Origin of the sequence: Pseudomonas sp. ENNP23, assembly GCF_001728945.1 — a bacterium.
In the GTDB taxonomy this organism is placed as follows: domain Bacteria; phylum Pseudomonadota; class Gammaproteobacteria; order Pseudomonadales; family Pseudomonadaceae; genus Metapseudomonas; species Metapseudomonas otitidis.
On record NZ_LYSP01000042.1, the window covers coordinates 17,329 to 31,234 of the forward strand.

General features: G+C 65.8%; 10 protein-coding genes. 1 reads left to right on the plus strand and 9 read right to left on the minus strand.

Going from position 1 to position 13,906, the window contains the following annotated elements; genetic code table 11:
- Positions 1-55 precede the first annotated feature (55 nt).
- From A9G05_RS21055 to glnE, 9 genes are all read right to left on the minus strand, one after another.
- Positions 56-1,510: a lipopolysaccharide kinase InaA family protein gene (locus A9G05_RS21055; RefSeq protein WP_069562804.1), complete on the minus strand. Its 1,455-nt coding sequence runs from the start codon at positions 1,508-1,510 to the stop codon at positions 56-58.
- Positions 1,507-2,253: a lipopolysaccharide kinase InaA family protein gene (locus tag A9G05_RS21060; protein WP_069562805.1), complete on the minus strand. Its 747-nt coding sequence runs from the start codon at positions 2,251-2,253 to the stop codon at positions 1,507-1,509. The genes A9G05_RS21055 and A9G05_RS21060 overlap by 4 nt, the downstream gene beginning before the upstream one ends.
- A complete protein-coding gene (locus A9G05_RS21065; RefSeq protein ID WP_069562806.1) occupies positions 2,250-2,984 on the minus strand; it encodes a lipopolysaccharide kinase InaA family protein in 735 nt (244 codons plus the stop codon). The genes A9G05_RS21060 and A9G05_RS21065 overlap by 4 nt, the downstream gene beginning before the upstream one ends.
- Positions 2,984-3,790 (minus strand): lipopolysaccharide core heptose(I) kinase RfaP, encoded by an 807-nt coding sequence (gene rfaP / locus A9G05_RS21070; RefSeq protein WP_069562807.1) that lies wholly within the window; start codon positions 3,788-3,790, stop codon positions 2,984-2,986. The genes A9G05_RS21065 and rfaP overlap by 1 nt, the downstream gene beginning before the upstream one ends.
- Positions 3,787-4,908 (minus strand): glycosyltransferase family 4 protein, encoded by a 1,122-nt coding sequence (locus A9G05_RS21075; protein WP_069562808.1) that lies wholly within the window; start codon positions 4,906-4,908, stop codon positions 3,787-3,789. The genes rfaP and A9G05_RS21075 overlap by 4 nt, the downstream gene beginning before the upstream one ends.
- A complete protein-coding gene (gene waaC, locus A9G05_RS21080) occupies positions 4,908-5,969 on the minus strand; it encodes a lipopolysaccharide heptosyltransferase I (RefSeq protein ID WP_069562809.1) in 1,062 nt (353 codons plus the stop codon). The genes A9G05_RS21075 and waaC overlap by 1 nt, the downstream gene beginning before the upstream one ends.
- A complete protein-coding gene (waaF, locus tag A9G05_RS21085) occupies positions 5,966-7,003 on the minus strand; it encodes a lipopolysaccharide heptosyltransferase II (RefSeq protein ID WP_069562810.1) in 1,038 nt (345 codons plus the stop codon). Before waaF ends, waaC begins: the two co-directional genes overlap by 4 nt.
- A gap of 93 nt (positions 7,004-7,096) precedes the next feature.
- The gene (locus A9G05_RS21090; protein WP_044400969.1) at positions 7,097-8,020 is read right to left on the minus strand and encodes a branched-chain amino acid transaminase; all 924 of its coding nucleotides are present in this window, start codon (positions 8,018-8,020) and stop codon (positions 7,097-7,099) included.
- A 42-nt stretch (positions 8,021-8,062) separates the two neighbouring features.
- Positions 8,063-11,011 (minus strand): bifunctional [glutamate--ammonia ligase]-adenylyl-L-tyrosine phosphorylase/[glutamate--ammonia-ligase] adenylyltransferase, encoded by a 2,949-nt coding sequence (gene glnE / locus A9G05_RS21095; protein WP_069562811.1) that lies wholly within the window; start codon positions 11,009-11,011, stop codon positions 8,063-8,065.
- A 238-nt stretch (positions 11,012-11,249) separates the two neighbouring features.
- Here glnE and aceE point away from each other — a divergent pair, with 238 nt between their 5' ends.
- Positions 11,250-13,895: a pyruvate dehydrogenase (acetyl-transferring), homodimeric type gene (aceE, locus tag A9G05_RS21100; RefSeq protein WP_069562812.1), complete on the plus strand. Its 2,646-nt coding sequence runs from the start codon at positions 11,250-11,252 to the stop codon at positions 13,893-13,895.
- Positions 13,896-13,906 lie beyond the last annotated feature (11 nt).

Genomic DNA, 13,906 nt, shown 5'->3' on the forward strand with positions numbered 1-13,906 from the left:
TCGTGACGCCCGGCAAGTTGTCCAGTACACAGCCCCTCGGGGCTCATTCCCAGCTTCAAGCCTCGGGCTTCAAGCTGGCCTTGGGTAAACGTTCATCCAGGTGGCGGTACAGCGCCGAATCCGCCGGCCAGTTGCGCAGGAAGCGCTCGCGATCCCGGGCATAGGCCCTGGCGAAGCTGCGCTCGCTGCCGTGTTGCCGGACCGCATCCAGGTCGATCAATGACCAATGCCCGTCCTGCCAGAACAGGTTGTGACCCTTCAGGTCGCCGTGGCTGATGCGCTCGCGGATCAGCGCGGCGAACAGGCGATCCAGGGCTTCCAGCTCGGCTTTCGGCGGCAGGCTATTGCCCGCACTATCCGCCTGGGCGTCTCGAAAACGGGCAATTATATCTTGACCTGGCAGATATTCGGTAATCAGGTACGCCCGCCCGCGCAGACCCAACCAGCGGTGCTCCACCACCGCCAGCGGGCGCGGCGTAGCTATGCCGAGAAACGCCAGGCGATGACCCTCGCGCCAGCTGTGCCAGGCACGGGACGGCCGCCAGAAGCGTTTTAGCCAGTGCAGCAGGTTCTTGATGTTATAGCGCTTGACCAGCAGCGTCTCGCCGCCTTGCTCCACCCTTGCCACCGTTGCGGCGCCGCCATCCTTGAAGCGATGACCGGCGGCGATGGCGGCATCCGGAGCGGCCAGCAGCAGCGCCACGCGCGCCTCGGCATCCCGACGAACGGCACGCAGGCCGAACAGCGAGCGCCGGACGCTGAACAGGCTGCATTCGCGACCGACCTTCTCGAGGAAATCACGCAGGCGCCAGCGGCGGACCCGGGCAATCTCCTTCTCCAGCATTTCCAGCGGCAAGGCGTGCTCGCCGTTGGCCAGCAGGTAATGCACCAGCAGCTCTTCCAGGTAAGGCGCAAGGGTGGCGGGCAACTGGGCGAAGAACACCCCGAGATTGGCGAGCACCTGCTCGCGGGGCAGGGGTTCGCCCTCGCAGACGGCACGCACGCCGCCGCCATCGATCAGCTTGAGCTGCCCGTCATGCCGGAGGACGTTGTCCAGGTGCAGGTCCTCTTGCACCAGGCCGCGAGCATGCAAGTGGGCGACCAGCTCCAGGGCTTCACCCACTACGCGCTGCTGGCCGTCGGAGAGCAACGGCTCGCCTTCGACCAGGCGCCACTCGTCCCACAGGCTGCTGGCGCCCTCGAGGAACTCGAACAACAGCCAGCCGCCCTGTCCGGAGGCCAGCCCGCTTTCCAGCAGGGTCGGCGTCGGCAGGCCCTGGCGCGCCATCAGCTCGGCGCCCTGGCGCTCGCGCTCGAAGTGGCGGGCTGCCTTGCCCCCCACCAGCAGCTTGGCCAACACGCGACGACCTCTCCACGTCGCCGCGCCGACATAGCGCTGGCCCGGCAACACACGCAGCAGGGTCTCCAACTGCAGCAGTTCGCCGTTCAGCTCAAGCTGCAGCGGCAAGGCAGGGGAACGCCCCATGCCAGCGAGTTCAGCGAGCCTCATGCGCGGCTCTCCTTGTCACGCTGGCGCCGCATCAGGAGCTGTTCCCAATGCTCGGCATCGGCGCAGCTTCCCAGGTAGGCAACCAGGAAGCGCCGGATATCATCGGCGCTCCAGATACGCGCACGGCGCAACAGAGGCTCCAGGTCCTTGACCCGGTCGCGACGCCCGAACAGCAGTGGGCGCGTCTTCTCCAGATCAATCAGGCACGCTTCGTAACCAACGGCAGCAGGGCGCAGGAAGATGTGCTTGGGGTAGAAACAGCCGTGCATCTGCCCGGCTCCGTGAAGCTGCCGCGCCAAACGGCCGCAGGCGTCCAGCAGGGCCTCGCGCTGGCCGAGTTCGACTGCAGACCATTGGTCCAGCCAGTGTTCAAGCTCATGCCAGCCATCCAGCGCGCGGGTCAACAGGATGGCGCGGTGCTCGCCCGAGCGGTGCCGCTCAGCGAAGAAGGCTGCCTGCAAGGCGGGAATTCCCAAGGCGGCGTAACGGCGGATATTGCGGAACTCCCGGGCGAAGGTCGGCTCGCCGAAGGGGTGTACCAGGCTGCGGGTCAGGTGATTGGACTGGCGCTTGAGGTAGTACGCCCGCTCACCCAGCTCCAGGCGAAACACGCTACTCCAGCCGCCGCGTTCGGTGTTGGGAAGGTCCACGGCTTCGAGCTTGAGCGCCCACAAGGCATCGAAGTCGGCCAGGCCATGGGCCTGCAGGCAGGCCAAGTCGTCAGGGGCCACGAAGTCGCTCATTCGCGCCCCTCGAAGTAACCCAGCACGCGGCGGACCTGAGCCTTGCCGCTGCGATCCAGGCGCGCGAGCCCACGGTATTGCAGGTAGAAGCGCATCCGCTGAACGCGGGACAGCTTGTATTTGGCCACCTTGTCGAGGCAGGCGAGGTCCTTGACGATCCGCCGCTCCAGGAAGCGCCCCCACCAGAAGGCTCCCGTGGGGCAATCGATGAAGAACAGCTTCCCGGCCGGGTCTACCAACAGGTTTCGCCATTTCAGGTCGTTGTGCGCAAACGCGTGGTCATGGAGGGTCCGGGTCGCCTTGGCCAGTTGCAGGCTGATACCGTCCACCCAGCGCCGGTCGAGCAGTCGCGGATCGTCAGTGAGCGCGAGGTGATTCAGATCCTCGGTGCCCAGCAACTCGCGGGTGATCAATGCGCCTCGCAGAAAGGCTCCACCCCGGCGCTCCATGCCGTAGGCGACGATGGGCGCCGTGGGTATGCCCCACTTGGCGAACCAGCGCAGGTTCTGCCACTCCGCCTTGACCCGCGGCCGCCCGAGGTAGCGACGCAAGCCCTTGCCTGCTCCCCAGTAGCGTTTCACGTAATAACGGATGCCATTGCGCTCCAGGCGTACGACTTCGGACAGCGGATCGCTGGTGATGCGCTCTGCCTCCAGGGCAAAGACGCGATCCAGGCTGCCAAAGTCCTCCGCCAGCGCGGCGTAATCGGTGGCCAGTGTCCAAGCCGCCATCAGAGTGCATCTCCATAGCGCTGCTTGCGCGCATAGAGCTTCGCCGCCTTGCGAGCCAGACGGGCCAGCAGGGGCCGCTCCTGGCGCAAGACCTCGCTCAGTGGCCGGTCGAAGTAGATCCGCAGGAAGCGAAGCCAGTCATGTCGAGTCAGCCCGATATCCAGGGCCGAGAAATAGAGCGCAGCCAGGTCCTTGTCGCGCCAGCGGCGCGGCAGGCTCGGACGGACCTGGGCGCGGTGCAGGTCGATGACCGACAGGCGGAAGTCGCCTGGGGTCACCGGGCGGTCGGTGTGCAACAGGAAGTGGCAGATGTAGCAGTCGCGGTGGTTGACGCCCGCTCGGTGCATTTCACGCACCATCCGCGCCACCTCGTCGATCAGCGCGCGCTTGAGCGCCAGGGGCGGCGGGTTGCGCGGCCAGTCGAGGGAGAAGTCCTCGAGGCTGACGGTCGGCGCCAGTTCCTCGGTGATGATGAAGGAGTGCTGCTGCGCCGGGTTGTCGCCGCGCTCGCCGAAAGCGACGGCGGTCATGGTCGACACGCCCACCTCCTGCAAGCGATGGATCGCCCGCCACTCCTGGCCGGCGCCGAGCACCGGCAGCTTGGCGGTCACCAGGTTCTTGAGGATCTCGCCCCAGCCGATGCCGCGATGGATCTTGACGAAGTAGCCCCGCCCGTCGACCTCGGTACGCAGCGTGCGGCGGCCATCCAGCTCGCGATAGACCTTGCCCTGCAGGGCCTCTACCGCTTCGAAGGCGTCACGCCCGCGCCACAACTGCTCGAAAGGCGCCCTCAGTTCCAGCTTCATGGACGCTCCTGGAGAATCAGGTCGGCCGCCCGCTGGGGCATGCTGTACAGGTCGGCATTATCGGCGAATGCCAGGCCATTGGCCGACCAACGCTGGCGCGCCGCGTCGTCGGTGAGCATCTCGGCGAGCATGCGATTGAGGGTGTCCTGCTCGAAGGGACTGGGCACCACACGGCCAGCATCGGCCTCGTCGATGTAGTGGGCATAGCCACAAACGTCGGTGACCAGTACTGGCAGGCCGGCCACCAGCGCTTCCAGCAGCACCGTGCCGGTGTTCTCGTTGTACGCGGGGTGGATCAGCAGGTCGGCACCCAGCAGGAAGCGTGGGATGTCGCTACGCCCCTTGAGGATGTCCACCTGGTCGGAAATGCCCAGGGCCTTCACCTGCAGCAGGAACGGCTTGGGGTCGTCCTGGCCGATGACGATCAGCCGGGTGCGTTTGCGCAACTCCCGCGGCAGGGACGACAGCGCCTTGAGGGAGCGGTCCAGCCCCTTGGTCTTGAACCCGGAGCCGATCTGCACCAGCAGCCGGTCGTCGCCGGACAGCTTGAATTCCCGGCGGAACTCGGCACGGATGTCCGCTGCATTGGCCGGAGCACGACGGTCACTGGCGATGCCCGGTGGCAGCAAGTGGAAGCGCGACGCCGGGGTGGCGTAGTGCTTCACGAACAGCGGCTGCTGCACTTCGGAAATCATCAGCACGTCGGTCTTCGACTCGGGGGCGAACACCGCGCGCTCGTAGTCGGAGAAGTGCTTGTAGCGCCCCCAGCGACGGTACAGGCCGTTGCGCAGGGTCTGCGCCTTGTCCTCGAAGCAGGGGTCGGCGGCGTAATAGACGTCCAGCCCGGGCATCTTGTTGAAGCCGATCACCCGCTCCACCGGCTGGCGCGCCAGGTCGGCCTCGACCCAGGCGGTGAATTTCTCGTTGCGCTTGTGGTTGAACAGCGTCTTGACCGGCGCGACCCGCACGTCGAAGCCGTCCGGTACGTCACCTTCCCAGATCATGGTGTAGACGCGGATGGCGTGACCACGACGCTGGCATTCCTGAGCGATGCGCATGAAGTCACGCTGCAGGCCGCCGAAGGGGAAGTACTTGTAGAGCACGAAGGCCAGTTGCATCAGTGGGAGTCCTCGGTCAGCAGCAGGGCCTCCAACTGGGTGGCCACCCGCTGCGGGTTCAGCCGGGTGAAGCACAGGGGCTGCTCGCGCTTGAGGTCGAAGCGACGGCGCTCCTCTTCGCTCGGCTGGTAGGCGCACTGCTTCTTCAGGCAGGGCGCACAGGGGAAGTCACTGCCCAGGTGGACCTGCGAACGCCCGTAGGCACCGGTGAAGCCCGGGTTGGTCGGGCCATAGAGCGACAGGGTCGGCACATCCAGGGCAGCAGCCAGATGCCCCAGCCCGGTATCCACTGCCACACAGGCGCGCGCGCCGGCGAGCACCTTGGCCATGCCGGCCAGGGACAGGCGCGGCAGCACGGCGGCGCCGTCCAGGCCTTCGGCGAGGCGTTCGGCCCTGGCCTTCTCTGCGGCATTCCCCCACGGCAGGCGCAGGTTCCAACCATGCTCGCAGATCCGCTCGGCCAGCTCGCGCCAGTAGGCTTCGGGCCAGTGCTTGGTGTCCCAGGTGGTGCCATGCAGGAACAGCAGGTAAGGCGCGGCGCTCGGCGCATCCGCCAGTTGCGCGCGATTCAGGCCATAGTCACCGGTGCTCTGTGGCAACGGGTAGTCCAGTGCCTTGGCGAACAGTTGACGCACCCGCTCGACAGCGTGCTGCCCCCAGGCGACGGCATGGGGCTGGTCGTAGAAGCGCGCGGCGATGGGCTCACGGGCGGATTCGCGATCGAGCCCGGCCACCGGAGCCTTGGCGTAGCGGGTCAGCCAGGCGCTCTTGAACAGCCCCTGGGCGTCGATCACCAGGTCGTAGCGGGTTTCCCGCAGGCGCCGCTTGAAGCGACCCCACTCACCACTGCGCAGGGTCTGGAACAGGTTCTTGCGCCAGCGGCGGATCGCCACCGGGATGACCTGGGCTACCGCCGGGTGCCAGGCGGGAATCTCGGCGAATCCTTCCTCCACCACCCAGTCGAACTGGATGCCAGGGATGGCACGTGCCGCATCGGTGATGGCCGGCAGCGTGTGGATCACATCACCCAGGGAAGAGGTCTTGACCAGCAGAACCCTCATCCGGCGACCTCGATGGAGTCCACCAACAGACGCTCGAGGGCCTCGATGACCGGGTGTGGCTTGAGCTGGCGCAGGCAATTGTAGTGCCCGAAGCGGCAGGTGCGCTCGAAGCAGGGGCTGCACTCCAGCTCCAGGCGGACGATTTCGACGTGCTCGGCCAGCGGCGGCGTGAACTGCGGCGAGGTGGAGCCGTAAACGGCCACCAGCGGGCGGTTCAGGGCAGCAGCAACGTGCATCAGACCGGAGTCGTTGGAGACCACCGCCTCGGCGCAGGAAAGCAGGTCGATAGCCTCGGCCAGGCTGGTCTGCCCGGCCAGGTTGACCACCTCTTCCCGCAGGCCGGGAATCAGGCGCATGCGAATGTCTTCGCCGCCGGGGTGATCATTCTTCGAGCCGAACAGCCACACCTGCCAACCGGCGCGGATCTTCACTTCCGCCACCTTGGCATAGTGCTCGGCCGGCCAGCGCTTGGCCTCGCCGAACTCGGCACCGGGGCACAGGGCCAGGACCGGGCGATCCAGTCCCAGGCCGAAGCGGCCGAGGGCGGCGTCGCGGCTCTGTGCCTCGATGCGCAGGGACGGGCGGGGATACGGCTGGGGCAGCTCGGCGCCGGGCTCGAATGCCAGCGCCATGAAGCGTTCGATCATCAGCGGGTAACGGGCCTTGTCCAGCGTGCGGATGTCATTGAGCAGGCCGTAGCGCATCTCGCCCTTCCAGCCCGTGCGCTTGGGAATCCCGGCGAAGAACGGCACCAGGGCCGACTTCAGCGAGTTGGGCAGCAGGATGGCCTGGTCGTACTGGCCAGCCAGGGACTTGCCGATGCGCCGGCGGGTGGCGAGTTCCAGCACGCCATGCCCGAGCGGGAAGCTCAGTGCCTGGCGGACTTCCGGCATGCGCTCGAGGATGGGGCGGCTCCACTCGGGGGCCAGGACGTCGATCTCGCAGTCGCCATGGCGCGCCTTCAGACACTGGAAGAGCGTCTGGGCCATCACCATGTCACCGACCCACGAGGGGCCTACGATCAGAATTTTCATAAACGGGCAGCTTCACGCCTCAAGCGACAAGCCGCAAGCTCCAAGCGGTCGCCCACTTGCAGCCTGCGGCTTGCGGTATGCAGCTCAGTCGGATTACTTGACCAAGGTGCGCCATTCACCGTGGGCGGCAGTCTTGCCGGTCACCAGGTCGAAGTAGGCCTTCTGCAGTTTCTCGGTCACCGGACCGCGACGGCCGGCACCGATCTGGCGGCCATCCACTTCACGGATCGGGGTCACTTCGGCGGCGGTACCGGTGAAGAAGGCCTCGTCGGCGATGTACACCTCGTCGCGGGTGATGCGCTTCTCGACCACCTTGATGCCCAGCTCGCCGGCCAGGGTCAGGACAGTGTTGCGGGTGATGCCGTTGAGGCAGGAGGTCACTTCCGGGGTGTACACCACGCCATCCTTGACCAGGAAGATGTTCTCGCCCGAGCCCTCGGCCACGTAGCCTTCCGGGTCAAGCAGCATGGCCTCGTCGGCGCCACCGGAGATGGCTTCCTGCAGGGCCAGCATGGAGTTGATGTAGTTGCCGTTGGCCTTGGCGCGGGTCATGGCGATGTTGACGTGGTGACGGGTGTAGGAGCTGGTGCGCACCTTGATACCTGCTTCCAGCGCGGCTTCGCCCATGTAGGCGCCCCAGTGCCAGGCGGCGACGATGACATGCACCTTCAGCCCGGAGGCACGCAGGCCCATGCCTTCGCTGCCGAAGAACACCATGGGGCGCAGGTAGGCGCTTTCCAGGCCGTTCTCGCGGACGGCGGCGCGCTGGGCTTCGTTGATCTCCTCCTTGGTGAAGGGGATCTGCATGTTGAAGATGTGGGCAGAATCGAACAGGCGGTCGGTGTGGGCCTGCAGGCGGAAGATGGCAGTGCCGTCCGGGGTGTTGTAGGCGCGCACGCCTTCGAACACGCCCATGCCGTAGTGCAGGGTGTGGGTCAGGACGTGGGTGGTCGCATCGCGCCACGGCACCAGTTCGCCGTCATACCAGATCACGCCATCACGGTCGGCCATCGACATATTGCCAGCTCCTCAAAGGTTCGATTGATTCAGCACGGCGAGTCAGCTCAAGCCCAACTCGCGCCAGATCCGCATCACGCCGTGGCGTTCCGCCTGGAACTGGTCCCCACTCACCACGCCGGGCTGCTTCTGCAGGGCCAGGCGATGTGCTGCGGAACGATAGGCCTTGTAGGCCTCCTGCAGCAGGCTGACGGTCTCGGCGGTCAGCAGGCCCACAGCGCCGAGGCCATCCAGAATGCGGATGTTGTCGGTGTAGCGAACCAGCTCAGGATGCCGTCGCGACCAGGCGAGGGCCGCATATTGCACCATAAATTCGATATCGACGATACCGCCGGCGTCCTGCTTCAGATCGAACGGCGATGCGGCTTCGAAGGCATTCTCGCCGGTGCCGGCAGCGGTCGCACGGCTGCCCAGGCTGTCGCGCATCTTGGCGCGCATCTCGCTCACTTCGCGGCGCAGGGTGTCGATGTCGCGTTCACGCCCGAGCACAGCCAGGCGGACCGTTTCGAAGGCCGACGCCACGCGCGGGCAGCCCACCAGCACCCGCGCCCGCACCAGGGCCTGGTGCTCCCAGGTCCAGGCTTCGCTCTCCTGGTAGCGCTGGAAGGCGCCCAGGGAACTCACCAGCAGCCCTGCAGCACCGGAAGGCCGCAGGCGCATATCCACTTCGTAAAGATCGCCGGAGGTGGTCTGGGTGGTCAGCAGGTGGATGATGCGCTGCCCCAGGCGGGTGAAGAACTGCGCGCCGTCGATGGGCTTGGCGCCGTCGGTCTCGGCCTGGGGATCGCCGTCGTGGATGAATACCAGGTCCAGGTCGGAGCCGTGACCGAACTCGAGCCCGCCGACCTTGCCGTAGCCAACGATGATGAAGTCCGGGTCGCAGGCCGAGCCATCGGCCCGGCGCGGCGTGCCGTGGCGCGCCACGGTGTGGCGCCAGGCCAGGGCCAGCACTTGGTCGAGGATCGCCTCAGCCAGCCAGGTCAGGTAGTCGCTCACCTTCATCAGGGGCAACGTGCCGGCGATTTCCGAGGCCGCGACCCGCAGGCTGTGGGCCAGCTTGAAGTGCCGCAGCGCCTCCATCTGCTGCTCCAGGTCGTCTTCCGGAATCCGCGTCAGGCGTTCACGCAGCTCGGCCGCCAGTTCAGGTGCCAGCGGCGGGTGATAGAGACGCCCTTCGTTCAGCAGCTCGTCCAGCAGCAACGGGTAGCGGGCGATCTGCTCGGCGATCCAGGGACTGGCGGCGCAGAGGGTGATCAGGCGTTCCAGGGCGCCCGGGTTCTCGGTCAACAGGACCAGGTAGGCAGAGCGGCGCGCGACCTTTTCCACCAGCGGCAATACCCGCTCCAGCACCAGGTCGGGGGTGGCATGCTCGACGGTCATTGCCAGCAGCCGGGGAATGAAGGCGTCCATCCGCTCGCGCCCCAGGCGCTGCATGGCACGCAGCTGGGGGCCGTTGCGCAGGTCGGTGAGGCGCTTGAAGGCAGCCGGGGCATCGCGAAAGCCCGCCTCCTCCAGTTGGCGCTCGGCGCTTTCAGGGTCCAGCGCCTCCTCCCAGAGCGGCAGCCATTCGGCACCGATGCAGGCTTCACCGGCACCACCGCCCTCGTCCTCATCGGGATCGGCAATCACCTGCTGGAAATGCCACTCCACCCGGCCACGCCAGTACATCAGGCGCTCATGGAACGCTGCCCAGTCGTCGAAGCCCATGATGAAGGCAACGCGTGCGCGGTCCAGCTCGTCGTCCGGCAGCATCTGGGTCTGGCGGTCAGCGATGGCCTGCAGGGCGTGCTCGGTGTAGCGCAGGAAGGCATAGCCTTCGCGCAACTCGTCGACCACCTTGCCCGGCAGGTAGCCCTGGCCCGCGAGTGTGGCCAGGACCTTCAGCAGCGGACGCTGCTGCAGGCTGAGGTCGCGCCCGCCATGGATGAGCTGGAAGGCCTGGGCGATGAACTCCACCTCGCGGATGCCACCCGAGCCGAGCTTGACGTTCTCCGTCATGCCCTTGCGGCGGACTTCCTGCTGGATCAACTGCTTCATCGAACGCAGCGCCTCGATGGCAGAGAAGTCCAGGTAGCGGCGGTAGACGAACGGCCGCAGCATCTCCAGCAGTTGCGCCCCGGCAACAGGGTCGCCCCCCACCACTCGGGCCTTGATCATCGCGTAGCGCTCCCAGTCCCGCCCCTGGTCCTGGTAGTACTGCTCCAGCGCATTGAAGCTGAGCACCAGCGCACCGGAGGAACCATAGGGGCGCAGGCGCATGTCCACACGGAACACGAACCCATCGACGGTAATGGCGTCCAACGCCTTGATCAGGCGCTGCCCGAGGCGGATGAAGAACTCCTGGTTGTCCAGCGCACGGCGCGCGCCCTCCGTCTCGCCGCCCTCTGGGTAGCCGAAGATCAGGTCGATATCGGAGGACAGGTTCAACTCATGCGCGCCCAGCTTGCCCATGCCCAGGATGACCATGTGCTGCGGCTCCCCCGAGCGCCGGCCGATGGGTGTGCCGAACTGGGCACAGTGGCGCTGGTAGAGCCAGTGGTAGGCGCGATCGATGCAGGCGTCGGCGAGGCTGGAGAGGTCGCGGCAGGTTTCGGCGAGATCGGCCTGGCGAGTCAGGTCGCGCCAGATGATGCGCACCTGTTGCTGGTTGCGAAAACGCCGCAGGCAGCGGCCTAGTGCCTCATCGTCTGCGCAATCAACAAGGAGTGCATCGATTTTTGTACACAATTCTCCTGATTCGAGTGTACATTCAAGCCCGCCCGACTCCACCAACTGCACCAACATGGCCGGATCACGACGCACCTGTTCAGTCACGAAGTCACTGGCTGCACAGACCCGGCGGAACGCCTCCCAACGGGCTTCGGGCCACTGTGCGAATGCCTCGCGCAGCGACTCAGGGAGGTGCTCCAGCTCAGCGATAAAGCTGTTCCGGGCGCGCTCGGCAAGGGGTTGCAGCAGGTGGGGCAGGGCGACAAGCGGGGGCAGGCTCATGGTCTATCCTGTGATCGGCGCGCGCCGGGCCTCGGTTCCAGAGGCCTCGCATCGTTGGTCTGTAGTTTTACTACGAAAGATTGTGCCCAGAGAGCTGAATCCGCCGTCGATTTGTAGTAAAACTACACGAGGCCGGTTCGACCCCCGGTTAATCCAAGAATTAGCTTCTGCCTGCCCAAAAGGCCGGCAGTGAACATAGGCATCCGATTCTGGAAGCCTTTCCGCCCTGGAGCAAGCCATGCAAGACCTCGATACCGTCGAAACCCAGGAATGGCTGGACGCCCTGGAGTCCGTACTCGACAAAGAAGGTGAAGACCGCGCGCACTACCTGCTGACCCGCATGGGTGAGCTGGCCGCCCGCAGCGGCACCAAGCTGCCCTACTCCACGACTACCCCGTACCGCAACACCATCCCGGTCTCCCACGAGGCACGTATGCCGGGCGACCTGTTCATGGAGCGTCGCATTCGCTCCCTGGTGCGCTGGAACGCACTGGCGATGGTGATGCGCACCAACCTCGAAGACCCGGACCTGGGCGGCCACATCTCCAGCTTCGCCTCCTCGGCGACCCTCTACGACATCGGCTTCAACTACTTCTTCCAGGCTCCCACCGAGGAGCACGGCGGCGACCTGATCTTCTACCAGGGCCACGCCAGCCCCGGCATCTACGCCCGCGCCTTCATGGAAGGCCGCCTGAGCGAAGAACAGATGCAGAACTTCCGTCGCGAAGTCGACGGCAAGGGCCTCTCCTCCTACCCGCACCCGTGGCTGATGCCGGACTTCTGGCAGTTCCCCACCGTGTCCATGGGCCTCGGCCCGATCCAGGCGATCTACCAGGCCCGCTTCATGAAGTACCTGGAAGCCCGCGGCTTCATCCCCGCCGGCAAGCAGAAGGTCTGGTGCTTCATGGGCGACGGCGAGTGCGACGAGCCCGAATCCCTCGGCGCCATCTCCCTGGCCGGCCGCGAGAAGCTGGACAACCTGATCTTCGTCATCAACTGCAACCTGCAGCGCCTCGACGGCCCGGTTCGCGGCAACGGCAAGATCATCCAGGAACTCGAAGGCGTGTTCCGTGGTGCTCAGTGGAATGTCAACAAGGTCGTCTGGGGCCGCTTCTGGGACCCGCTGTTCGCCAAAGACAAGGACGGCTCCCTGCAGCGCCGCATGGACGAAGTGGTCGACGGCGAATACCAGAACTACAAGGCGAAGGACGGTGCGTACGTCCGCGAGAACTTCTTCAACAGCCCCGAACTCAAGGAAATGGTCCAGGACCTTTCCGACGACGAGATCTGGAAGCTGAACCGTGGCGGCCATGACCCGTACAAGGTCTACGCGGCCTACCACCAGGCCGTGAATCACACCGGCCAGCCCACCGTCATCCTCGCCAAGACCATCAAGGGCTATGGCACCGGTGCCGGCGAAGCGCAGAACACCGCCCACAACACCAAGAAGGTGGACGTGGACAGCCTGCGCCAGTTCCGCGACCGCTTCGACATCCCGGTCCGCGACGAAGACCTGGAAAAACTGCCCTTCGTACGCCCCGAGCCGGGCAGCGCCGAGCACAAGTACCTGCATGAGCGCCGCGCCGCCCTGGGTGGCTACGTGCCCCAGCGCCGTGCCAACAGCTTCAGCATCCCGACTCCGCCGCTGGATACCCTCAAGGCCATCCTCGACGGCACCGGCGACCGTGAAATCTCCACCACCATGGCCTTCGTGCGCATCCTCGCGCAGCTGGTCAAGGACAAGGAACTCGGCCAGCGCATCGTCCCCATCATCCCGGACGAAGCCCGCACCTTCGGTATGGAAGGCATGTTCCGCCAACTGGGCATCTACTCCTCCGTCGGCCAGCTCTACGAGCCCGTCGATAAGGATCAGGTGATGTTCTACAAGGAGGACAAGAAGGGCCAGATCCTCGAAGAGGGCATCAACGAGGCGGGCGCCATGTCCTCGTTCATCGCGGCCGGCACCGCCTACAGCAACCACAACCAGCCGATGCTGCCGTTCTACATCTTCTATTCGATGTTCGGCTTCCAGCGCATCGGCGACCTGGCCTGGGCGGCGGGCGACAGCCGTGCCCGTGGCTTCCTGATCGGCGGCACCTCCGGGCGGACCACCCTCAACGGCGAAGGCCTGCAGCACGAGGACGGTCACAGCCACATCATGGCGGCCACCATCCCCAACTGCCGCACCTACGACCCCACCTACGGCTACGAGCTGGCGGTGATCGTGCGTGAAGGCATCCGCCAGATGACCGAAGAGCAGCAGAACGTCTTCTACTACATCACCGTGATGAACGAGGCCTACCAGCAGCCCGCGCTGCCCGAGGGCGTCGAGGAAGGCATCATCAAGGGCATGTACCTCCTCGAAGAGGACAAGAAGGAAGCCGCGCACCACGTGCAACTGCTGGGCTCCGGCACCATCCTGCGCGAGGTCCGCGAAGCTGCGAAGATCCTGCGTGACGAATACAACGTCGCCGCCGACGTCTGGAGCGTCACCAGCTTCAACGAACTGCGTCGCGACGGCCTGGCCGTTGAGCGTCGCAACCGCCTGCACCCGGAGCAGAAGCCCCAGCAGACCTACGTCGAGCAGTGCCTGACCGGCCGCAAAGGCCCGGTCGTCGCCTCCACCGACTACATGAAGCTGTTCGCCGACCAGATCCGCCAGTGGGTCCCGAGCAAGGAATACAAGGTGCTCGGCACCGACGGCTTCGGCCGCAGCGACAGCCGCAAGAAGCTGCGCCACTTCTTCGAAGTGGACCGCTACTGGGTTGTGCTGGCCGCCCTGGAAGCCCTGGCAGACCGTGGCGAGATCGAACCGCGCGTAGTGGCCGAGGCCATCGCCAAGTTCGGCATCGACCCCGAAAAACGTAACCCGCTGGACTGCTAAGGAGCGTAGCG

Bases quoted from the DNA above. Each gene is read 5' to 3' on its own strand.
- waaF (WP_069562810.1), bottom strand. From the start codon at position 7,003: ATGAAAATTCTGATCGTAGGCCCCTCGTGGGTCGGTGACATGGTGATG.
- aceE (WP_069562812.1), top strand. From the start codon at position 11,250: ATGCAAGACCTCGATACCGTCGAAACCCAGGAATGGCTGGACGCCCTG.
- rfaP (WP_069562807.1), bottom strand. From the start codon at position 3,790: ATGAAGCTGGAACTGAGGGCGCCTTTCGAGCAGTTGTGGCGCGGGCGT.
- A9G05_RS21075 (WP_069562808.1), bottom strand. From the start codon at position 4,908: ATGCAACTGGCCTTCGTGCTCTACAAGTACTTCCCCTTCGGCGGCCTG.
- A9G05_RS21090 (WP_044400969.1), bottom strand. From the start codon at position 8,020: ATGTCGATGGCCGACCGTGATGGCGTGATCTGGTATGACGGCGAACTG.
- A9G05_RS21055 (WP_069562804.1), bottom strand. From the start codon at position 1,510: ATGAGGCTCGCTGAACTCGCTGGCATGGGGCGTTCCCCTGCCTTGCCG.
- A9G05_RS21065 (WP_069562806.1), bottom strand. From the start codon at position 2,984: ATGGCGGCTTGGACACTGGCCACCGATTACGCCGCGCTGGCGGAGGAC.
- glnE (WP_069562811.1), bottom strand. From the start codon at position 11,011: ATGAGCCTGCCCCCGCTTGTCGCCCTGCCCCACCTGCTGCAACCCCTT.
- waaC (WP_069562809.1), bottom strand. From the start codon at position 5,969: ATGAGGGTTCTGCTGGTCAAGACCTCTTCCCTGGGTGATGTGATCCAC.
- A9G05_RS21060 (WP_069562805.1), bottom strand. From the start codon at position 2,253: ATGAGCGACTTCGTGGCCCCTGACGACTTGGCCTGCCTGCAGGCCCAT.